Source organism: Terriglobales bacterium (assembly GCA_035487355.1).
Taxonomy (GTDB): Bacteria; Acidobacteriota; Terriglobia; order Terriglobales; family Acidobacteriaceae; genus QIAW01.
The window spans coordinates 70,836-90,964 of sequence record DATHMF010000104.1; the positions used below are offsets into that span (position 1 = coordinate 70,836).

The 20,129-nt window shown below is 55.6% G+C and carries 21 protein-coding genes; 10 read left to right on the forward strand and 11 right to left on the reverse strand.

The features are described from left to right. Positions 1-43: 43 nt before the first annotated feature. The 4 genes from trpA (at position 44) to VK738_18645 (ending at position 3,375) form a co-directional block, all read left to right on the forward strand. A complete protein-coding gene (gene trpA, locus VK738_18630; GenBank protein ID HTD24679.1) occupies positions 44-841 on the forward strand; it encodes a tryptophan synthase subunit alpha in 798 nt (265 codons plus the stop codon). Positions 842-1,001: 160 nt separating this feature from the next. Next, complete coding sequence (locus VK738_18635; protein HTD24680.1) at positions 1,002-1,322, forward strand: chorismate mutase; 321 nt, start codon at positions 1,002-1,004, stop codon at positions 1,320-1,322. A 16-nt stretch (positions 1,323-1,338) separates the two neighbouring features. Continuing rightward, positions 1,339-2,358: a 3-deoxy-7-phosphoheptulonate synthase gene (gene aroF / locus VK738_18640; GenBank protein ID HTD24681.1), complete on the forward strand. Its 1,020-nt coding sequence runs from the start codon at positions 1,339-1,341 to the stop codon at positions 2,356-2,358. Between the two features lie 141 nt (positions 2,359-2,499). Then, positions 2,500-3,375, forward strand: coding sequence for a prephenate dehydrogenase/arogenate dehydrogenase family protein (locus VK738_18645; GenBank protein ID HTD24682.1), 876 nt, complete (start codon positions 2,500-2,502; stop codon positions 3,373-3,375). A 785-nt stretch (positions 3,376-4,160) separates the two neighbouring features. On the opposite strand, the gene VK738_18650 is transcribed toward VK738_18645, so the two are convergent. After that, a complete protein-coding gene (locus VK738_18650; protein HTD24683.1) occupies positions 4,161-5,006 on the reverse strand; it encodes a hypothetical protein in 846 nt (281 codons plus the stop codon). A 520-nt stretch (positions 5,007-5,526) separates the two neighbouring features. On the opposite strand from VK738_18650, the gene VK738_18655 reads away from it, so the two are divergent. The 4 genes from VK738_18655 to VK738_18670 are packed head-to-tail and all read left to right on the forward strand — an operon-like array spanning position 5,527 to position 7,957. Further along, complete coding sequence (locus VK738_18655) at positions 5,527-6,222, forward strand: CoA transferase subunit A (protein HTD24684.1); 696 nt, start codon at positions 5,527-5,529, stop codon at positions 6,220-6,222. 30 nt (positions 6,223-6,252) lie between these two features. Then, positions 6,253-6,942, forward strand: a complete 690-nt coding sequence (locus VK738_18660) for a CoA transferase subunit B (protein ID HTD24685.1) — start codon at positions 6,253-6,255, stop codon at positions 6,940-6,942. Then, positions 6,939-7,502, forward strand: a complete 564-nt coding sequence (locus VK738_18665) for a hypothetical protein (protein HTD24686.1) — start codon at positions 6,939-6,941, stop codon at positions 7,500-7,502. The genes VK738_18660 and VK738_18665 overlap by 4 nt, the downstream gene beginning before the upstream one ends. 11 nt (positions 7,503-7,513) lie before the next feature. Then, entirely contained in the window at positions 7,514-7,957 is a 444-nt protein-coding gene (locus tag VK738_18670; GenBank protein ID HTD24687.1) for an NUDIX hydrolase, read from the forward strand. Between the two features lie 90 nt (positions 7,958-8,047). Here the strand turns inward: VK738_18670 and VK738_18675 are convergent, their stop codons facing one another. Together VK738_18675 and purB are read right to left on the reverse strand one after the other, a co-directional pair. After that, positions 8,048-8,647: a UbiX family flavin prenyltransferase gene (locus VK738_18675; protein ID HTD24688.1), complete on the reverse strand. Its 600-nt coding sequence runs from the start codon at positions 8,645-8,647 to the stop codon at positions 8,048-8,050. A 27-nt stretch (positions 8,648-8,674) separates the two neighbouring features. Then, on the reverse strand, positions 8,675-10,021 hold the full coding sequence (gene purB, locus VK738_18680; protein HTD24689.1) for an adenylosuccinate lyase: 1,347 nt from the start codon (positions 10,019-10,021) through the stop codon (positions 8,675-8,677). Positions 10,022-10,152: 131 nt separating this feature from the next. On the opposite strand from purB, the gene VK738_18685 reads away from it, so the two are divergent. Together VK738_18685 and VK738_18690 are read left to right on the forward strand one after the other, a co-directional pair. Continuing rightward, a complete protein-coding gene (locus VK738_18685) occupies positions 10,153-10,587 on the forward strand; it encodes a MarR family transcriptional regulator (protein HTD24690.1) in 435 nt (144 codons plus the stop codon). Between the two features lie 50 nt (positions 10,588-10,637). Beyond that, positions 10,638-12,530 carry a chloride channel protein gene (locus VK738_18690; GenBank protein HTD24691.1) on the forward strand — a complete coding sequence of 631 codons (1,893 nt, stop codon included), beginning with the start codon at positions 10,638-10,640 and terminating at the stop codon, positions 12,528-12,530. A gap of 72 nt (positions 12,531-12,602) precedes the next feature. On the opposite strand, the gene VK738_18695 is transcribed toward VK738_18690, so the two are convergent. From VK738_18695 to VK738_18730, 8 genes are all read right to left on the reverse strand, one after another. Further along, complete coding sequence (locus VK738_18695) at positions 12,603-12,860, reverse strand: glutaredoxin family protein (protein HTD24692.1); 258 nt, start codon at positions 12,858-12,860, stop codon at positions 12,603-12,605. A gap of 87 nt (positions 12,861-12,947) precedes the next feature. After that, positions 12,948-15,392, reverse strand: a complete 2,445-nt coding sequence (locus VK738_18700; GenBank protein ID HTD24693.1) for an ATP-dependent Clp protease ATP-binding subunit — start codon at positions 15,390-15,392, stop codon at positions 12,948-12,950. Between the two features lie 145 nt (positions 15,393-15,537). Next, positions 15,538-16,233, reverse strand: a complete 696-nt coding sequence (locus VK738_18705) for an ATP-binding cassette domain-containing protein (GenBank protein ID HTD24694.1) — start codon at positions 16,231-16,233, stop codon at positions 15,538-15,540. Between the two features lie 287 nt (positions 16,234-16,520). Then, positions 16,521-16,946, reverse strand: a complete 426-nt coding sequence (locus VK738_18710; GenBank protein ID HTD24695.1) for a periplasmic heavy metal sensor — start codon at positions 16,944-16,946, stop codon at positions 16,521-16,523. Between the two features lie 188 nt (positions 16,947-17,134). Continuing rightward, a complete protein-coding gene (locus tag VK738_18715; protein ID HTD24696.1) occupies positions 17,135-17,665 on the reverse strand; it encodes a hypothetical protein in 531 nt (176 codons plus the stop codon). Beyond that, entirely contained in the window at positions 17,643-18,251 is a 609-nt protein-coding gene (locus tag VK738_18720) for a sigma-70 family RNA polymerase sigma factor (protein HTD24697.1), read from the reverse strand. Before VK738_18720 ends, VK738_18715 begins: the two co-directional genes overlap by 23 nt. Positions 18,252-18,353: 102 nt before the next feature. Next, positions 18,354-19,595, reverse strand: coding sequence for a lipoprotein-releasing ABC transporter permease subunit (locus tag VK738_18725; GenBank protein ID HTD24698.1), 1,242 nt, complete (start codon positions 19,593-19,595; stop codon positions 18,354-18,356). Positions 19,596-19,701: 106 nt separating this feature from the next. Further along, a complete protein-coding gene (locus VK738_18730; protein HTD24699.1) occupies positions 19,702-20,070 on the reverse strand; it encodes a four helix bundle protein in 369 nt (122 codons plus the stop codon). Positions 20,071-20,129 lie beyond the last annotated feature (59 nt).

Below are 20,129 nucleotides of genomic sequence, written 5' to 3' on the forward strand. Positions count from 1 at the left end.
ACTCAATGATCCGATGACCCAATGACTCAATTCTAAGAAAATCATGCCTCTTAATTTCACATCAAACCCATTCCTGGTTGTCTACGTTACTTGTGGCGATCCTAGTCTGGCGGCCAGCAAAGAGATTATCTTGTCGGCCATTAGCGCCGGAGCGGACGTCATCGAACTAGGTGTCCCGTTTTCCGACCCCGTCGCCGACGGACCGGTGATTCAGCGCGCCAGCGAGCGTGCCCTGGCCAACCACACGAAGCTGAGTGATGTCTTGCAGCTCGCGGAAGAGATCAGGAATGCCGAGAGCCGGGTGGGGCTGATTGTTTTTTCTTACTACAACCCTGTACTGCGCTACGGGCTGGAGCGTTTTTGTGACGACGCCCGGGCCGCAGGCGTGGATGGCGCTTTGATCACCGACCTCACCGTCGAAGAGGCCGGCGACTACATTGCCGCCATGCGCAAACGCGATTTGGCCACAGTATTTTTGGCCGCGCCCACCAGCACTGATCCCCGCTTGAAACGCATTGCCGCAGCCTCGCGCGGCTTTGTTTATGCGGTTTCGCGCACTGGAGTTACCGGGACCCAGCACAAGCTGGCAGAGGATGCGGGCGAACTGGTCCGAAGGGTAAAAAAGTTCACGAAGCTGCCGGTTGCGGTCGGGTTCGGCATCTCCAATTCCGAGCAATTCCACGCCGCCGGCAAATTCGCCGACGGCATCGTAGTGGGCAGTGCCATTGTGCAGACCATCGAGCAGAATGCTTCCACCGGTCATGCCGCAAAGGCGGTCGGTGAGTTTATTCGTGGGTTAAAAAAGCAATCAGCAGTCAGCGCTCAGCATTCGGCAAAATAAAGAATGCAGATCTGACGCAGCGCCGGCATCCCGCCGGCTGTCGTGTGGGCATCTTGCCCACACACGGGAATGGGTTTCAGCTTACAATAAATACTTTGTGTTCATTGCAGGTTGAGGACAGGGAACTTGCCTGTCCACTTTAAGGTTTCGGACATCACCCATGGACATCGCAGACTGGCGAAAGAAAATTGACGAGCTTGACCGTCAGATGGTTGAGCTGTTGAACCAGCGTGCAAGCGCGGCGCAGGAGATTGGCCGGTTGAAACGCAACACGAAATTGCCAATCTACGAACCGGACCGGGAGAAGCAGGTTTTTGAGAATGTGCGCGCCCTGAATCGCGGGCCGCTGCCCAGCCACGAGTTGCAGCATATTTTCGAGCGCATTATTGACGTGATGCGCGCACTGCAAAAAGAAGAAATTCAGCCCAAAACCGAAGCACCCAAGGGCGAGACCGAATTCGATATAGAAGTAAACGACTGAGAACTGAGAACTTTTTATGATTGTTGCAATGCAGGAGTCTGCAAGTGAAGAGCAGATCCAGCAGGTGATCGAGCGCCTGGTGGAGATGGGCTTCGAGGTGCACCGCAGCACCGGAGCGCGGCAAACCGTGCTGGGGGCGGTGGGGGCGCGCAGCGATTTCGATGTCCGCGATATTGAAGTGCTTACCGGCGTAGGCGAGGTGCACCGCATCAGTGCGCCCTACAAGCTCGCAGGGCGGAGCTTTCGCCCCGACGGCACCATCATCAAGTTCCCCAATGGCCTCGCGGTCGGCGGCAACGAGATTGTCATCATGGCCGGGCCGTGCTCGGTCGAGTCGCGCGAGCAGCTTCTCACCGTAGCCGAGCAGGTGGCCACCGCTGGCGCCCGTGTGCTGCGCGGGGGCGCCTTCAAGCCGCGTTCCTCTCCATATTCGTTCCAGGGCATGGGCAAGCAGGGGCTTGAGATCCTGCGCGAAGCCGGAGACAAATTCAAGCTCCTGGTCATCAGCGAGGTCATGGAGATCTCCCAGATCCCGCTCATGCAGCCCTACATTGATATCTTCCAGGTGGGCGCGCGCAACATGCAGAACTTTAACCTGCTGCGCGAGCTGGGCAAGGTGCGCACGCCGGTGCTGCTCAAGCGCGGCATTGCAGCCACGTTTGAAGAGCTGCTGCTCTCGGCCGAGTACATCATGGCGGGCGGGAACTACGAGGTGATCCTGTGCGAGCGCGGCATTCGCACCTTTGAGACCTACACGCGCAACACGATGGATATCTCCGCGATTCCCATTATCAAAAAACTTTCACACCTGCCCATGACCGCCGATCCTTCGCATGGCACCGGACGCCGCGACAAAGTTCCTCCCATGGGACGGGCCGCAGTCGCCGCCGGAGCCGACGCTCTGCTGATCGAGGTGCATCACAACCCGGATAAGGCGCTCTCGGATGGCGCGCAATCACTTTATCCCGAGCAATTCACCAAGCTGATGCAGGAGTTGCGCTTGATTGCGTCGGCCGTGGGACGCAGTATCGCGTAGAATTTACGATTGATGATTTACGATTTCTGATTCTGTAAGAAGCCAGAGAGATGCCGGCAATTACGCTTGCCTTGCGTTTTTAATTCGTACATCGAAAATCACAAATCGTAATTATTGTGGATTTCTCACGGAACAAGACTCATGATCCGGCAGATCACCATCATCGGCGTAGGATTGATAGGGGGCTCCTTTGCGCTTGCCCTGAAGAAGCACGGCTACAAGGGCACCATCGTCGGCAGCGACCGCGAAGCTGTTCTACAACGCGCCCTGGCCAAGGGCGCGGTGGACCGTGCCGTCGCCCGCCCTGAAGAAGCTATTTCCGGCAGCGATCTCGTGCTGCTGGCCGCGCCCGTGGGCGCCATCGTGGATCTCATTGAGCGCATCGGCCCGCTGCTTCCACCCGACACTTTGCTTTCCGATACCGGCAGCACCAAAGCTGAAATCGTGTCGCGCGCGAAAGCGGTTTTTGGCGCGCAGGCCGCGCAGCGCTTTCTTGGCGGACATCCTATGGCCGGCAAAGAGAACAGCGGAGTCGAATTTGCCGACGCCACCCTGTTCGACAACGCGGTGTGGTTTCTGATTCCCGCTGGCGACCCGGCCAGCCCGCTGACCGGAAAGACGCAGGAGTTGCGCGAGCTGGTGGAGATGATTGGCGCGCGCCCGCTGCAGATGGATGTCGACCGCCACGACCGCCTGTGCGCCTGGATCAGCCACCTTCCGCAGATGATCTCTACCGCGCTGGCGGCGACGCTGGAAGAAGAATTCGGCGACGATCCCGAACTGCACAGCATTGGCGGACGCGCCCTGCGCGAGATGACCCGCATCTCTTCCAGTTCTTATTCCATGTGGCGCGACATTGCCCATACCAACACAGAAAATATCCAGGAGGCGTTGCTGCAACTGGAGCAGCGGCTGGCCTATATCCGCGAAAACCTGCGGACGCCGGGCCTGCGCGACGAGTTTGACCTCGCGAATAAGTTCAATTCGCCTAAGACAGAGAAGGGAACGGATAGTTAAAAACAGCTCCAAGTTGCAAGCTCCAAGCTCGAAGGGAGATCCTTCAGTGCGCGTCCGGTATGCCAAGCAGAGCTGTCTCATAACTGAGTATTGCTTTTAATCCCTTGTTCCACGTAGGTCCCTCATTACTTATTACTCCCCCCCATTACTTGGAGTAGTGGACGCCGCTCTAAGTCCTTAGCAATCAATTTCTTACGACTAAGGACGGAGTAGTCTAAAAACAGCTCCGGGTTGCAATACAGTACTTAGCTGTCAGTACTCAGCACACAGAAAAGCAACCGCAAAGGCTTTCGCCGCAGATGGATGCAGATCAACGCGGATTTTCAGAGGATTTGGCAGCCCCCACTTGCTAGCTTGTGGTTGAAGTGCCCCAAATCGCGTCTGCCCCGCGTCGTTATTGGCGAGAATCGAGCCAGGTTGCGGGACTAGCTGGGTAGTCAGTTGCCGGTTTCCTGTGACCAGTTGCCAGAGGAAAGGAGTTAACCCAGATCAATCGGTTTTCATCGGTGGCGGATTTTGATAAATCGCCAGGCAGCAGATTTTCAAAGATCTAAAGGGCACATGCCCCGCATTCTTGAATGCATGACGTAAACACACGTCTGGCACAATTATGACCTATGGCTTCCAGGGAATGAAGGTTTTGATACCAACTTGGTGCCACTTTGCGGCTGCACAGAGTTCCAAACTGCAAGCGGCGATGGACCTCTCCCCGCAGGGGAGGGATGAAGAACCACGCCTCATTTCAATGCCGCGAAGCTCTTGGGTGAGCGCCAGGTGGTGGCGTATCAACGCGGAGTTTGCAAATCCGAGAGCGACAGAATGTCATCGAGCACACTGGTGGTGTGTTTATCTTCTGGTTCGCCCACGATTGCTTCTTCGCTCATGATTGCGCCTTCTGACCTGTCCAGCAGAAGACAGCCAATGATCCCGGCAAACAAGGGATGCGCATAATGGAACATCAAGGTTGCGATACGGCTGCGATACCAGTCGTGATGGTGAGGCGTGGCAAGATTGCTTGCCTGGAGGGCATGGATAAACCTCGTGGTTAGCTCCTCAACCAGCATTTCCCGGTTCCGCAAGTGCGGGTATCGGGCTTCCATTTCTTTTACCAGGGCAACCATCTCGGGCCATGCCCTGGGGTCGAGCTCATCCAGCAGGAGCATCTGTTCCACGGTGCAGTGCCAGATTCCTCTGCGCTGGTTGTCGCCGAGCTTGTAGCTTTTGATTGGATCACGCCCTTGTTCTCGCAGGTGCTGAATCGCCGTGTGCATTTCTCCGGGCAGGCGTTCGCCCTCCTGGTATCCCGTCTGATCGAGTAACCGCTGCAGGTACAAATGCAGTTCATCGCCGCCATGATCAATGAGATACTCGATCATCACGCCACCCCCAATGTTGGAGCCACTCCAACGCAATAAATGCAAGATGCGCTGGGCATAGTACTCCGTCGTATAGGGGATCTTCTGCCCGCGCTCTTTCATCTCTCCAATCAGTACGGTGGTTAACTGCAGGGCTGCCTCTTCCCGGGATAGTTTGTTGGCCTCGGGATTGCGAACCCGCATGTTGATTGCACGCTCGTTTAATTCTTCTGCTACCGTGTCCAAGGTCGCCTGACTGTTTTCATCCTCGTTCATCGCTTCCTCCGTTCTTGGGGTGCGCCTCTGCACCAGAAACCAGCTTGCGCTTCTGTGTACATTCGCTTTTCCCTACAAACAGAGCCTGGTCCATCATGGAGCGTAAAGCCAAATTACTGCAGAATGTTTATTGCAATCCCATTCGTTTTGGACAGCAACTCGTTTTTTCTTAGAGATAACAAATCGGGGTCGAGAATCCACCGGTGGGTGTAGATAGAAACCTTGCAGAAAAGAATACTTAAGGTTGCATGGCTACACGTACAGTTAGCCACCTTAAGAATCGGGGAGATTGAATCCAGTCTAGACCCTGCTTATTCAAACAGCAAGAACAAAAAGTCTAACCACAAAGGACACAAACAGAACACGGTTTTCACATCCCTTGTTCCAAAATTGTTCCTCGCGGAATACGCTTCATTCCTCTCTGCGTTCCTCTGCGTCCTCTGCGGTTAAACACCTTATCCCGACTTGAAAAAACTTGATTAAAATGCAAGTTTTCAAATTTGTGGTTAAATTGGAGCGGATGAACAAAGTAGTCCCCAATCCCGATGAAGCGGTCAAAGACATCCCCGACGGGGCGACGATCATGCTCGGCGGCTTTGGGTTGTGTGGCATCCCCGAAAACCTGATTCGCGCACTGCTGCACAAGAACGTCAAAAACCTTACCACCATCTCCAATAATGTAGGCATTGATGATTTTGGCCTGGGCCTGCTGCTCGCCAACCACCAGATCAAGAAACATATTGGCAGCTACGTCGGAGAGAACAGACTTCTGGAAGAAATGGTACTGAACGGAAAAATTGACCTGGAACTAAATCCGCAGGGCACGTTTGCCGAGCGCATTCGCGCCGGTGGGGCGGGGATTCCGGCATTCTTTACGCCCGCTGGTTACGGCACGGTGATTGGGGAAAAGAAAGAAGTCCGCGAGTTTAACGGACGGCCGCATATCCTCGAAAGCGCTTTGAAGGCCGATTTTGCCCTGATTAAAGCCTGGAAGGGTGACAAGTGGGGGAACCTGATTTACCGCAAGACGGCGCGCAATTTTAATCCTATGATGGCAACGGCGGCGCGCGTGACCATTGCCGAAGTGGAAGAGCTGGTGGAGGTGGGTGAACTCGACGGCGAGCAGATCATTACCCCAAGCATTTATGTCAAGCGCATCCTGCAGGGTGAAAAATATGAGAAGAGAATTGAGCGGCGCACGGTAAGGCAGGCCTAAGCACTGCAGAACAAAGCACCGCAGAAAAAAATGGCGAAATTACCCAAAGCCGACAAACAGAAAGACGCGGACAAGCGCGAGCGCATCGTTAAGCGCATCGCCCGCGAGCTGCGCGATGGATACTACGTCAACCTGGGCATCGGCATGCCGACGCTGGTGGCCAATTATGTTCCGGCGGGCATGCATGTTATCTTGCAGAGTGAGAACGGGATGCTGGGTGTGGGGCCGTATCCGGTTGCCGGGTGTGAAGATCCCGACCTGATTAACGCCGGCAAAGAGACAATCACGGAGGTCCCCGGCACGGTGTATTTTTCCAGCGCCGATTCTTTCGCCATGATCCGCGGCGGACACATTGACCTGAGCGTGCTGGGCGCGATGGAAGTGGATGAGCAGGGCGACCTGGCGAATTGGATGATCCCCGGCAAGATGGTCAAGGGCATGGGCGGGGCCATGGACCTGGTTGCGGGTGCGCGCCGCGTGATCGTGGCCATGGAGCACACCAACCGCGAGGGCGCTCCCAAGATTTTAAAAAAATGTGCGCTGCCGCTGACCGGCGTGAAAGTAGTAGATACTATCGTCACAGAGATGGCCTACATACGCGTGACTGCGCAAGGCCTGGTGCTGGAGGAAGTTGCTCCCGGCCTGAAGGCGGAAGATGTGCAGCGCGCGACGGAAGCGCGGTTGATCGTGAGTCCTAACCTGAGGGGGATGGAACTATGAGAATTTTCCTGCGGGCGCTATTCATTGCTGTTCTTCTACTTGTAGCTTCGGCTTTGGTCCTGGGGCAAAACACCCCGGCTCCCGATACAGCACCGGCCACACCTGCGCAAGGCACGAAGGCACCGAGCATCCAGAAGATTCCACGTCCCAATATGGCGGATGAATCAGCGCTGCAACAGACCACCTTCAGCCCGGCGGTTGCCGATGCCATGCTGCGCCGGTTGATCCAGGGAATGCAAGGGCACAATCTGCCGCAGACGCAATCCATGTTTCTGGAGTCGCGCTTCGATTCTGGCTTTGAAGATCGCATGGTAGCGGCTTTCAATTATTACGACAGTTTTCATCTCTACTATAAAACCATTCAGTTGACCGGCGAGGGCGAGCAAAAGGGAACCATCGTCGCGGATTTCGATCTGGAGTCGCGACCTCAGCAAACCGACCTGGTGCCGCACCGCCAGCACGCCCGGCTACACCTGGAAGTCGAGCGGATTCCTTCCGAGCACGGCAATCTGTGGCGGATTGTTGCCATGGATCCTGAGCGCTTCTTTTTTGAGTACTGATTCTTTCTCCTATGCTCAAGCGAGACTATCCCGACCTGCCTATTGTCGGCGTAGGAGCCGTAATCATTGAAAATGACCAGGTCGTATTGGTCCGCCGCGGCGCTGAGCCGTTCCGCGGCCGGTGGGCCATCCCCGGCGGGGTAGTGGAACTGGGAGAGAGCCTGCGCCAGGCCGCCGCCCGCGAAGCCCGCGAAGAAACCGGGCTCGAGGTCGAAGCCGGCGAGATAGTGGAAGTGGTTGAGAGCATTATTCCCGGAACGGGACCCGATGCGGACCGCGCGCGCTTTCACTTCATCATCATTGATATTCTCTGCCGGCTGAAGTCAGGCGAGCTACGCGCCGGAGGCGATGCGCTGGAAGCCCGTTGGGTGAAGCTCGATCAGTTGGAAGAATTGCAGGTTACTGAGCCCGGGGCCGAGGTGATTGCAAAGGCGTTTGAAAGATTGAGTCATTGAATCATCGGGTCATTGATTCATTGTGGATTCATTGCCGAATTTGCTAATGCAACGTAAGCGACGAGAGCCGAAGCTAAGAGCAAGGCTATCCTAACCTTTCCACCTGTAGGCGTTCGGTTGTTCCAGCCCAATATGGGCCAGGACGCGGTTGGCGAACTGGCGGGCCATGTCGTCCTGGGAGGCTGGCTTGTTATAGAAGGTCGGAATCAAGGGAAAGATCACGGCCCCGGCATCGGCGGCGCGATACATGTTGCGGATATGAATCTTGTTCAAAGGGGTTTCACGCACGCAGAGTATCAACGGACGTTGTTCTTTAAGGCAAACGTCGGCGGCGCGCTCGGTCAGTTTGATGGCCAGTCCGTTGGCGATTCGGGCGAGGGTGCCCATGCTGCAGGGAATCACGATCATGGCATCGGTCGGGTAGGAGCCGCTGGCCACGTTGGCGCCGATATCATCGTTATTTTGTTGCTGGATTTTGCGTGACTTCTTTCCCAGCAATTGCTCAACCAGATTGGCGCGCCCGCCGATGCCGACCTCTTCCGCCAGCACACGCAGAGCATTTTCAGAGGCGATAAAGTTGATGGTCTTCACGCGCGCGTCGGCCTCGGCGGTCTTTAAAAGATGACGAGCGAAGAGCACTCCACTGGCGCCGGTCACGGCAACGGTCAGGTTTTCAGGAGTTGTTTTCATCGCGCCAATTTCACAACATCGCGGTTGTCAGTTTTGAATTGGCACCTTACTTTGTGCCGGTTCTTTCTTCTTGTGGTGCTTAGGGCTGAAGACCCGATCAAAAATTTTATCTACATTGCGCAACTGCCGGTTGAGATCGAAGGCGTGATCAAGCTGTTTGCGCGTCAGGCGCGAGGTGATCTGCTTATCTTTTCGCACCAGGGCACGAAAGTTCAGCCCATGCTGCCAGGCGCGCATGGCATTTTTTTGCACCACGCGGTAGGCATCCTCGCGCAACATGCCGCTCTCGGCGAGGTCGAGCAGAAGCTGCCCGCTGAAGACCAGACCGCCGGTGCTTTCCAGGTTCTCTTTCATGCGCCCGGGGTAGACGAACATCTTTTCAATCAGGTTGGTGGTCTTGTTAAGCAGATAATCCACCAGGATGGTGGAATCGGGCAGGATGACCCGCTCCACCGAGGAATGCGAGATATCGCGCTCATGCCAGAGCGCCACATTCTCGAGCGCGGCTTGCGCGTTGCCACGCACCACGCGGGCAAGTCCGCTGATCTGTTCGCTGGTAATCGGGTTGCGCTTGTGGGGCATGGCCGAGGACCCTTTTTGCTTCTCGCTGAAAAATTCTTCAGCCTCGCGCACTTCGGTGCGCTGCAAATGGCGGATCTCGGTGGCAATCTTATCCAAAGTCGAAGCAATCACGGCCAGCGTAGTCACGTAATAGGCGTGACGGTCGCGCTGGATGACCTGCGAAGAGATGGTGGCAGGCTCCAGCCCAAGCTGGTGGCAAATTTTTTCTTCCAGCTCCGGCTCGAGATGGGCGAACGTCCCCACCGCACCGGAGAGCTTGCCTACGCGCATCTGCTCGGCGGCAGACTTCATGCGCGCAATGTTGCGCTGCGTTTCCGAATACCAGTTGGCGAGTTTGAGACCGAAGGTGATGGGCTCGGCGTGGATGCCATGGGTGCGTCCGATCATGGGAGTGTGCTTGAACTCGTGCGCACGCTTCTTCAGAACTTCGGCGAACAGCTCCAGGTCGGCGAGGATGAGGGTGGAAGCATCACGGACCTGCAGTGCCTGGGCGGTATCCACGACATCATTGGAGGTCAGCCCGTAATGCAGCCAGCGCGAGTGCGGCCCGATTTTTTCAGCGACGGCGGTGGTAAAGGCAATGACATCGTGCCGGATTTCGGCTTCGATGGCTTGAATGCGCTCCACATGAAAATCGCCTTTGTCGCGAATTGCGGCGGCCGCCTCGGGCGGTACAATGCCGGCTTCCGCCAATACCAGGCTGGCGGCGATTTCCACCTTCAGCCACATGCGGAACTTATTTTCGTCGCTCCAGATGCGCCCCATCTCGGGACGCGTATAACGTGAGATCACTTTTCTGCCCTCCACTACTGGCACGTCCGGCTGGCGTATGTGCAAACCTTGAATTGTAAATGGCAGGCTTGGGTATGAGCCAGCGAGAAGTGTATTTTGACTCGGGTAAGTCTTTCGACTAAAATTATATCGTGTCACGATATAAAATAAAATCTTTAACCGCGCTTGATAGAACGTTTATCGCCCAGGCGGAATTTCGCTATCAGATACGCCGCTTCCTGCGCTTCAGCGAGGAAGCAGCACGACGGGCGGGACTGCATCCCCAGCAATACCAGCTTTTGCTGGCGATTCGCGGCTTGCCCCCGGGGCAGGAGGCCAGGGTGGGCAACCTGGCAGAGCGGCTTCAGCTTGAGCAGCACAGCGCGGTCGAACTGATTGACCGCGCTGTGCAAAGCGGGCTGGTGATGCGAACGGGTGACCACCACGACCGGCGGCAGGTCATCGTGCACCTCACTTCCAAAGGGGAGAGCCTGCTGAAAAAACTTGCACGCGAGCACCGCGCAGAAATAGCGGCGGCTGCGCCACATCTGCTGAAGGCATTGCAGGCACTGACCAGACACCATTGAGTGATTGAGTCATTTTGTCATTGAGTCATCGATCTTTGAAAAACATTCAAATGCGCAATTTTTTAGACAGAGTTTTTACAGAGAAGGAAACCTCGGGCCGGCTGGGTGATTTCACCACTACACCTCGAGTAATTCCTATTGCACTGCTGGCCGTGGGGATCGGCGTTGTGTGTGCCTATGTTGCCGTGGGTTTGCTCAAGCTGATCGGCCTGTTCACCAATCTTTTTTTCTACCAGCGATTGGACACGAGCATGACCTCTCCCGCCGGCAATCACTTAGGGGCCTGGGTGCTCGTCGTGCCGATTATCGGCGCGGTGATCGTAGGCTTGATGGGGCGCTATGGGTCAGAGCGTATCCGCGGGCACGGCATTCCGGAGGCCATTGAGGCCATCCTGCTGAAGGGAGCGCGCGTAGAGCCGAAGGTGGCGCTCTACAAGCCGGTTTCTGCTGCCATTGCCATTGGATCGGGAGGTCCTTTTGGCGCTGAGGGCCCGATCATTATGACCGGCGGCGCGGTGGGATCGCTGATCGCACAATTCTTCCACCTCACCGACACAGAACGTAAGACTCTCATGGTCGCCGGCGCCGCAGCCGGCATGTCAGCGATATTTGCTTCCCCGGTGGCAGCGGTGCTGCTGGCGGTGGAGCTTTTACTTTTCGAGTGGAAGCCGCGCAGCTTGATTCCAGTCGCCCTGGCGAGCGCGACTGCCGCAGCCGCCCGCAGGGGATTGCTGGGCACCGGCCCCATCTTTCCTATGGATGGGCCTTTGGCGGCACACAATACTTTTGTAGGAGCCAAGGCGCTTGCCGGTTGCGCGCTTGTGGGACTGCTGGGGGCGGCGCTGGTGGCGTTGCTGAGCAAGTGTCTTTATAGCGTCGAAGATATGTTTCCCCGCCTGCGCGTGCACTCGATGTGGTGGCCGGCCATCGGCGCGGTGGCTATCGGTGTTGGCGGCTACATATTTCCTCCGGCGTTGGGCGTGGGCTATGACGTGATCGGGAGCCTGTTGCATGGAGACGCGACTCGCTACGTGATCATTGGCATTCTGCTGGTGAAATCCACGATGTGGGTAATCTCGCTCGGTTCGGGTAACTCAGGAGGCATTCTGGCTCCCTTGCTGATGATGGGAGGAGGGCTGGGAGCGGCGCTGGGATACTTTCTGCCCTACCAGGGCGCGGGATTCTGGCCGCTGTTGGGCATGGCCGCGGTGCTTACCGGGGCTATAGGCTCTCCGTTGACGGCACTGGTCTTCGCTGTGGAACTGACCCATGACGTCGACATGCTTTTGCCGCTGCTGGTGGCTGTGACCCTTTCGCATGCTTTTATTGCGCTTACTCTGCCGCGTTCCATCGTGACCGAAAAGCTCAGCCGGCGTGGTTACCACCTGAGCCGGGAATACTCCACCGATCCACTGGAAAACGTGCTCGTTCGGGAGGTGATGCGCAGCAATATCATTGCGCTGCCGGGAACCGTTTCTATTCAGGAGCTGACACAATCACTGCGCGTTGAGCACGGACGTAGCGGGCAATGGCTCTACCCGGTAGTCGAGGGCGACCAATCGCTGGTAGGAGTGATTACGCGCAAGGAGCTGCAAAACCTGATCGGTCAGAGCCCGCCAGATAAAACTCTGCGTGATGTTGAACTCGCCGACATTGTCACGAAAAAATCTCAGCCGGTAGTGACTTATCCCGATGAGCCCCTGCGTGCGGTGGTGTATCGCATGGCCGAGACCGGGTTGACGCGTCTCCCGGTGGTAGAGCGCCGTGTGAACCGTGCGCATGGAAGCAAACAGCAGCGCGGTACCCAAACCGGTGTGCCTAAATTGGTGGGGGTGGTTACCTTGAATGACTTGCTCAAAGCCCGGGTCCTGAATTTACAGGCCGAGCGTAAGAGGGAACGCGTGTTGCCGATACGGATCTTTAAGAATCGGGTCATTGAGTGATTGGGTCATTGAATCATTGTGTAATCGGTAATTGTAGAATTGCGTAATTTTGTCGTGGAAATCAATCGATACTCAATCGGCAGTTACGCCCAACAGTTTGCTCATTTCTTCGTAGTGGAAGCCTTTTCCTGGTGTGTAGGGCTGCACCCATTTGCCATCAATTACGAATTGGGGGATGGCGCGCTTGCCGGTCCGGGCAATCACTTCCTGGGCGGCGTCGGGGACCTCTTCGATATTAATCTCTTTGTAAGAAATGTTATGTTTGGCCAAAAATCTCTTGGCTTCGCGGCAATCACCGCACCACGGGGACGAATAAACAATAAGTTCCATAGTTATGTCTCAAATATATCAATCTAGCTGCGAACATAAAGAACCGCCAGTTTAGCTGGCGGTCCTTTGTAATACATCTCTAGCAATCTAATTGCTGTAGAGCAGAACACCGTCTTGCGCTTTGGAGTCCACCGGGCGGTAGAAGAGCTTATCGCCTTCGAGGAAGACTTCAATGAACGCAGGCCGTGTCTGGATGGTGCCCTGGATGAGCGCCTCCGACAGCGGATCTTCGATGTAGCGCTGCAAAGCACGGCGCAAGGGACGCGCGCCGTAGTTGCGGTCGGTGAGCGTCTTTTCAAGGATCCACTTCTTGGCCTCTTCGGTCACGGTGATGGTGATGTGCCGTTGCGCCAGGTTCTGGTTCAACTGCTGCACCATCAACTCCACGATCTGGATGAGGTCGGCTTCGCTCAACGCGTTGAAGATGATGATTTCGTCCAGACGGTTGAGGAACTCAGGGTTGAAGGTGCGCTTCACCTCGTTCTTCACCATGTCCTCGACCTTGGTGGAGATGGACTCTTCCTCACCGGACTGGAAGCCCATGCCGGAGCGCTTCTGCAGGTGACGGGCGCCGATGTTCGAGGTCATGATCAGAATCGCGTTCTTGAAATCAACGGTGTTGCCCAGGCCATCGGTAAGCTGGCCGTCTTCAAAGACCTGCAACAGGATATTGAAGACATCAGGATGGGCTTTCTCGATTTCATCGAGCAAAACCACGGAGTAAGGCGCACGCTTCACGCGCTCGGTAAGCTGACCGCCCTCTTCATAGCCCACGTATCCCGGAGGCGAGCCGATGAGCTTGGAGACCGAGTGCTTTTCCATGAACTCGGACATATCGAAGCGAATCAGCGACTTCTCGCTTCCGAACAGGAAATGCGCCAAGGTACGCGCGACTTCAGTTTTGCCGACACCGGTTGGTCCCAGGAACAGGAACGAGCCGATGGGCCGCTGAGGAGACTTTAATCCGGCACGTGAGCGGCGAATGGCCCGGGCCAGCGCGATAATAGCGCGATCCTGCGAGATCACGCGCTTATGCAGCTCTTCCTCGATGCGCAGGAGCTTCTGCGATTCTTCTTCCTTGATGGAAGTGATGGGAACGCCAGTCCACCGCGAAACCACGTCTTCAATGTCCTCGCGGCCTACGACGCCGGTGGAGGAATCATCCAGATGATATTTTTCGCGCAGGGCGCGCAGGTTCTCGCGCTCTTTGCGTTCCTCATCCGAATAGAAACGGGCCTTTTCAAATTCATGGTTGGCAATGGCATTTTCCATGCGATGCACGATGAATTTGATCCGCTTCTGTACTTCAGTGATCTCCTCGGGAAGAGTGGTCTGACGCAGCTTCACACGCGCGCCGGCTTCATCAATGAGGTCAATGGCCTTATCGGGCAGGAAACGGTCGGGAATATAGCGATGAGAGTGCGCAACGGCAAACTCTACCGCTTCGGGGGTATAAGTGACAGCATGGAATTTTTCATAGCGGTCCTTAATGCCCTGGATTACCTTGACCGCCTCTATTTCATTGGGCGGCGGTACTTTCACGGATTGGAAGCGGCGCTCGAGAGAGCGGTCTTTCTCGATGGATTTACGGTATTCGCCGGGTGTGGTTGCGCCGATGCACTGAATCTCTCCGCGTGACAGCGCCGGCTTGAGAATGTTGGCAGCATCAAGCGAACCTTCAGCGGAGCCAGCCCCGACCAAGGTATGCAACTCATCAATGAAGATGATGGCGTTCTGATTATCCATCAATTCTTTCATGATGGTTTTCAGCCGCTCCTCAAATTGTCCGCGGTACTTAGTGCCGGCGACGATCAAAGAGAGGTCGAGCGCCAGGATGCGTTTTTCCGAGAGAAACGACGGCACTTCACCATCGGCAATGCGCTGCGCCAGGCCTTCGACGATGGCGGTCTTACCTACACCGGGTTCGCCAATCAGTACGGGATTGTTCTTGGTGCGGCGGCACAGAATCTGCACCACGCGCTCCAGTTCGGATTCGCGCCCGACTAGCGGATCGAGTTGGCTATCCATGGCCGCCTGGGTAAGATCGCGGGAAAACTCTGAGAGCAGGGAAGACTCACGCTGCCGCTGGGGTTGCGCCTTTTCCTGCGTGGTACGTGCCAGTTCCTCACGGATGCTGGAGAGCCGCAAGCCACGCTCGTGCAGGATCTCGGCGGCAAAGCATTTTTCTTCGCGCAGCAGGCCGAGCAGCAGGTGTTCGGTGCCAATGTGCTTGTGAGAAAGCCGTTCGGCCTCTTCCGCGGCGTAAGCCAGCACGCGCTTACACTCGTTGCTCAAAGGCAGATCCACGGAGGTGGAGACCTTCTCGCGGATGGTAGTGTGGCCCTCGATCTGCTTGCGGATCGATTCCACGGAGGCGTGCGAACGCAGGAAACGGTTGGTCAATGCCTTGTCTTCGCGCAGAAGACCCAGCAACAGGTGTTCCGTTTCAATATATGGCGAGCCAAACTGGCTGGCTTCATAGCGCGCAAAGAAAATTACGCGTCTCGCTTTTTCCGTGTACCGTTCGAACATGTTCCCTCAATTTGGGAATCTCAGTGCAGACTTTATTGTCCATCACCGGACCTCCCACCCTTTACCTGAATCCTCGCAGCTTTTGAGTGCCGCTGTCATTCAGGTAAAACCCTCAAGCGGAGCCAACTGCCCCGCAAACTCTGCCCTATGCCGGCAATGCCGCCGGCTGAATTTCTTCCGCCCTCCCGCGCTGGAGCCGCAACACGCGTCCACAGCGGCGCGCAAACTCCAGGTTGTGGGTGACGATGAGGGAGGTAAGCTGATATTCCCGATGCAAACGGTCAATCAGCTCAAAAACCGAGTCGGCGGTGCGTGCGTCTAAATCTCCCGTCGGCTCATCGGCCATTAAAATCTTCGGCCGCGTGATCAAGGCCCGTGCCAGGGCCACGCGTTGTTGCTCCCCACCGGAGAGCTCACCGGAGCGATGCTCGGCACGATCGGACAGGCCCACTTCTTTCAACCACTGCAACGCTTCGGTTCGCGCCTGCTGGGCCGGCATGCCACGCAACAAAAGCGGCATGGCGACGTTCTCGACCGCGGTAAACTCCGGCAGCAGGTAGTGAAACTGCCAGACAAACCCGATCTCGCGGTTACGGAATTCCGCAGCAGCATCATCGGAAAGCGCTTGGAGACGCATCTGCGCGCAGTATACGTCACCTTCGGAAGCGCTATCAAGAGCACAGAGGATGTGTAGTAAGGTGCTCTTGCCCGCCCCCGATTCGCCCACAATGGCCAGCATTTCCCCCTTCTTCACCTGGAAGGACAAGTTTTCAAAGACCACAAGCTCGGAGCTTCCGGAGCGAAAAGACTTCTTGAGACCTTCTACCCGCAAAATCTCCATGCTGTATCATTTTAGATGCAATTAGCATCTCCAAAGTCTCTGTTTTTCGACCCGTCAACCTGACAACCTGGCACACAACAGCTTGAAAAGGGCCTAAAAAGCTCATTTCAGGACTGTTGCCAGTGTCTTACATATTAGAACACGATGCTGCTTCCAGGGTTCCCAAACTCTCAGGTTACTAAAGTTTTAAACATCTGTGATTTTAGGCATTGCTTTTTGGAAATAAAAAAGGGCCAAAAAATCTGGCCCTTAAAGCACAGTGCTTAGCTAGGAGAGTAGAAAGAAATCTACGGTTGAGGTGCAGAAGGCTTTCCCGGTGGCGGCGGGGCGGGAAGCTCAGGCTGCATCTCAGGGGAATGCATCCTCGGGAATGGCCCAAAAGGCGGCTGGTAAGACTGCAGCTTCTTCCACTGGTCGGTGGTCAGTATCTTGCGGATATTGAGCAGCATGCGAGTATGGGCTTTTTCCAGTTCAGCACGCGCAGAGGCCACTTTATCAATTTGGGCGTAAACCTGAGATTCATCAGGATTGTCAGCTTCGGTTAGAGGTTCGAGCAATGCCTCTTGTTTTTCCAGAGTAGCATGCAGGTCAATCAGATGGAGACGGCTCTCCTGGAAGACCTGCTCAAGCTGCTGCAATTGGGTGTCGCTGATCTGCAATTTCTGCACGAGCTCGGCGTTCTTCCACCATTTACCCATCGGTATTCCGTCCATAGGCGCTCCAAAGGGCATTGGGTGCATTTCCATACGATGAACACGGTGTGCTCTTACGTGATCGCTTGGATCCTCTCCTTGCCCTGGTGGCGGCGGCGGTGGTTGGTCGGATGGCGGTTGCGGAGATTGTCCATAGGCTATTGCTGAAAGCAACAAGGCCATGACAGACAAGATAAAAATTCTATATTTCATTCCTGTACTCCTCCCGAAGTATGTCGTTTATTGGATTGAGCAATATTGTTGCGGGCCTGAACCAGCAAAGTGGCAGGCTCCAGCGCACGGGGCACCGGCCGCTGCAAGTCATTTTGGATCTCTACGAGGAGGAGGTCGTCAGCATCCTGCTGCAGTTGCTGAGGTTGGGTTTTTACAATATCACCCGGCTCTGGACGAGGATGCAGAATTGGCAGCAGATGCAGCAGGAAAACCAACACAAGCATTCCGAGGACAACACCAGGCACCCATAGCCAGCGGCGAAAAGGTGTGCGCTGCACAGGCGTCACGCGCTCCATGATGGCGCGCCGCTGCCGGTCCCAAAACTGCTCAGGACGCGAGGCCAGATTCTGTGTGGCGGCGCGCAGCTGCTCCATCTCAATGCGTGCTCGCTCCACCCGCGCATAGCAATCGAGGCAGGCATCCACATGATTTGCGTCTTCTCTGTCGGCCATGCCCAGAAGATAGGCGGTAATTGCGTCTTCGTTACAATGCTGCTTGGTCTGCATACTGCTCCTTCACTCTCCGGCGAACCGTGCTCATAGCACGAAACAAGTGGGCTTTGACCGTGCCCGGCTTTAATCTTGTGGTTCCGGCAATTTCTTCGATGCTCATCTCTTCTATAAATCGCAGAAGAAAAACTTCGCGCTGGCGGACAGAAAGCTCTTCCAGGGCCTGCCAAACCCGGCGCAACTGCTCCTGGACAAGAAGATGGCGCTCGGGTGTAGCGCGCTCATCGGCTACGGTTTCGGCCAAGTCCAGGTCATATTCCTCGCTGCTGGAAAACTTCTTCCAGAAGGCCAGCCGCCGGTTGCGCAAATGATCGCGCGCCAGGTTGATCGCGATGCGGAAGAGCCAGGTGCCAACCTTGGCCTCACCGCGAAAGCGGCTGCGGTTCCTGTAAGCCCGCAGAAAACACTCTTGCGTGAGAGTATCTGCCAGATCGCTGTCCCGCACAATGCCTAGCAGGACACGGTAAATGCGCCGCTGATTCAGCCGCACAATCTCATCGAACTCTTCATGGCTGATACCCTCGGAGCTGTGCTCCTGGGCGGCAGCAGCGAAGGCTGCGGGCTTATCTAATGTCTCTTCCATAGGCCGGCATTGATATGGACGGGGGAAAGCTATCCTGAGTTTACGTCCTTAATAAAGATTTTTTGAGGAAATTGATCCGTTGAGGTGATTAGGTGGCAACTGTTATTCGTAGCGCAACGCCTCCGCTGGGGCAATGTGCGAGGCTGACCATGATGGATAAAGGGTGGCAATCAGGGACACCACCAGGGCCATGGCCGCCACCAGAATGCCATCAGATACGCGGGGTGCGAAGGGAACGTAGTCAATCGAATAAACTTCGGCGGAGAGCGAGATGAAATGGTAATGACCGCCGGCCCAGGCAACGCCGTAGCCTATCACCAGACCAAGCACAGTGCCGATGACGCCAATCAACAATCCCTGCGTGATAAAAATTCCACGAACTTGCGCCTTACGTACGCCCATGGAACGCAGCACGGCAATATCGCGCGTCTTTTCCATCACCATCATGATGAGCGAGATCAGGATGTTCAGGGCCGCAACCAGCACAATCAACCCAATCGTAATAAACGTGACCACGCGTTCGAGGCGCAGCGCGCGGAACAGCTCTTTGTTGAGTTCCATCCAGTTGGTGGACATGAAGCCCGTGCCGGCGGCGCGCTCCAACTGCTGGCCGACTTCGGCAGCACGGTAAAGATCGTCAAGCTTGAATTCGATCACTGAGATCATGTCACCCAGCCCGAACAACTGTTGCGCATCATCGAGACGGATGAAGCCCCAAGTCTTGTCGTATTCATAAAATCCAGAGTGGAAAATCCCAACTACCTTGAAGCGAACGTACTTGGGCACCAGGCCAAAGGGGGTCAGTTCACCTTGGGGGCTGACCACCAGCACGGTTGAGCCGAGGGATGCGCCGACATCATCGGCCATCTCTTTGCCGAGGACAATCGGCGGAAGTTCGCCTTCAGCACGGCGAACGTCGGCATTGAGCGAGTCGGCCGTTCCCAGTTCGACCGACTTAAGCAGCTTGCTGACTTTGTTTTCATATTCCGGCTGCACACCTTTGACAACAGCACCGGTGGAGCGCGCGCCGCGCGAGACCAACACCTCCTCGTAAAGCACAGGAGAGGCGGCAACCACGTGGGGCTGCTTTTCCATACGCGCCAGCAAATCGCGCCAATCGCGGATGCCGTCGTTGGCGACGCGCATCAGGTTGACGTCTGCGGTGGATGAAGTCAGACGTTCCTGCAAATCCTGGCTGAATCCATTGGTGATGGCCAACGCAATAATGAGAGAAGCCACTCCCGCCGTCACCCCGATAATCGAGATGACAGTAATCACGCCAATGACGGCCTGACGGCGCTTGGCGCGGAGATAACGGGCGGCAATGAAAAATTCAAAGCGCATGTTGAAATTTACGATTTACGAATTTCGATTTACGATTTGCAGCCAATATGACAGTTTATATGATTTATGATTTTCGATTTGGGAAGTACTTCTAGCAATTTGAGCTTTAGCGGCTGCGCGATGTTTTTCTTGCTGCAACGAAAATAGAGGTCAGTTGATTGGCTTCATCGATTATGGCTTTCATTCGGCTCGATGGTAGAAGGTGGGCATCAACAATCAGTTCAAGCCAGAATAACGTTTCGTCAATCTCTTCAACCACAACCCCAAGTTTCACAACCCCAAGTTTGGAGATGAACTCTGCCCGTGAACGTGCGCGACACGCAGCACGATAATTGGCTGCTACCGAAGTTCCTGCTCGGAGCACTTGTTTGGCAATGACATAGCTTGCCTGCGATTTGGGCATTGATTCGGATAGCTTGATGATTCGAAGGGCAAAAGCTTTTGTTCTTTGGCGTAGCTCCTCCGACGTAATCATTATGAGAAGGATTTAATCACAAAGAGAAGATTTTAATCATGCCGCTCAATTCCTAAAAA

Excerpts from the sequence above, each read along its gene's own strand:
- trpA (HTD24679.1), top strand. The coding sequence starts at position 44 with ATGCCTCTTAATTTCACATCAAACCCATTCCTGGTTGTCTACGTTACT.
- VK738_18635 (HTD24680.1), top strand. The coding sequence starts at position 1,002 with ATGGACATCGCAGACTGGCGAAAGAAAATTGACGAGCTTGACCGTCAG.
- aroF (HTD24681.1), top strand. The coding sequence starts at position 1,339 with ATGATTGTTGCAATGCAGGAGTCTGCAAGTGAAGAGCAGATCCAGCAG.
- VK738_18645 (HTD24682.1), top strand. The coding sequence starts at position 2,500 with ATGATCCGGCAGATCACCATCATCGGCGTAGGATTGATAGGGGGCTCC.
- VK738_18650 (HTD24683.1), bottom strand. The coding sequence starts at position 5,006 with ATGAACGAGGATGAAAACAGTCAGGCGACCTTGGACACGGTAGCAGAA.
- VK738_18655 (HTD24684.1), top strand. The coding sequence starts at position 5,527 with ATGAACAAAGTAGTCCCCAATCCCGATGAAGCGGTCAAAGACATCCCC.
- VK738_18660 (HTD24685.1), top strand. The coding sequence starts at position 6,253 with ATGGCGAAATTACCCAAAGCCGACAAACAGAAAGACGCGGACAAGCGC.
- VK738_18665 (HTD24686.1), top strand. The coding sequence starts at position 6,939 with ATGAGAATTTTCCTGCGGGCGCTATTCATTGCTGTTCTTCTACTTGTA.
- VK738_18670 (HTD24687.1), top strand. The coding sequence starts at position 7,514 with ATGCTCAAGCGAGACTATCCCGACCTGCCTATTGTCGGCGTAGGAGCC.
- VK738_18675 (HTD24688.1), bottom strand. The coding sequence starts at position 8,647 with ATGAAAACAACTCCTGAAAACCTGACCGTTGCCGTGACCGGCGCCAGT.
- VK738_18690 (HTD24691.1), top strand. The coding sequence starts at position 10,638 with ATGCGCAATTTTTTAGACAGAGTTTTTACAGAGAAGGAAACCTCGGGC.
- VK738_18695 (HTD24692.1), bottom strand. The coding sequence starts at position 12,860 with ATGGAACTTATTGTTTATTCGTCCCCGTGGTGCGGTGATTGCCGCGAA.
- VK738_18700 (HTD24693.1), bottom strand. The coding sequence starts at position 15,392 with ATGTTCGAACGGTACACGGAAAAAGCGAGACGCGTAATTTTCTTTGCG.
- VK738_18705 (HTD24694.1), bottom strand. The coding sequence starts at position 16,233 with ATGGAGATTTTGCGGGTAGAAGGTCTCAAGAAGTCTTTTCGCTCCGGA.
- VK738_18710 (HTD24695.1), bottom strand. The coding sequence starts at position 16,946 with ATGGACGGAATACCGATGGGTAAATGGTGGAAGAACGCCGAGCTCGTG.
- VK738_18715 (HTD24696.1), bottom strand. The coding sequence starts at position 17,665 with ATGCAGACCAAGCAGCATTGTAACGAAGACGCAATTACCGCCTATCTT.
- VK738_18720 (HTD24697.1), bottom strand. The coding sequence starts at position 18,251 with ATGGAAGAGACATTAGATAAGCCCGCAGCCTTCGCTGCTGCCGCCCAG.
- VK738_18725 (HTD24698.1), bottom strand. The coding sequence starts at position 19,595 with ATGCGCTTTGAATTTTTCATTGCCGCCCGTTATCTCCGCGCCAAGCGC.
- VK738_18730 (HTD24699.1), bottom strand. The coding sequence starts at position 20,070 with ATGATTACGTCGGAGGAGCTACGCCAAAGAACAAAAGCTTTTGCCCTT.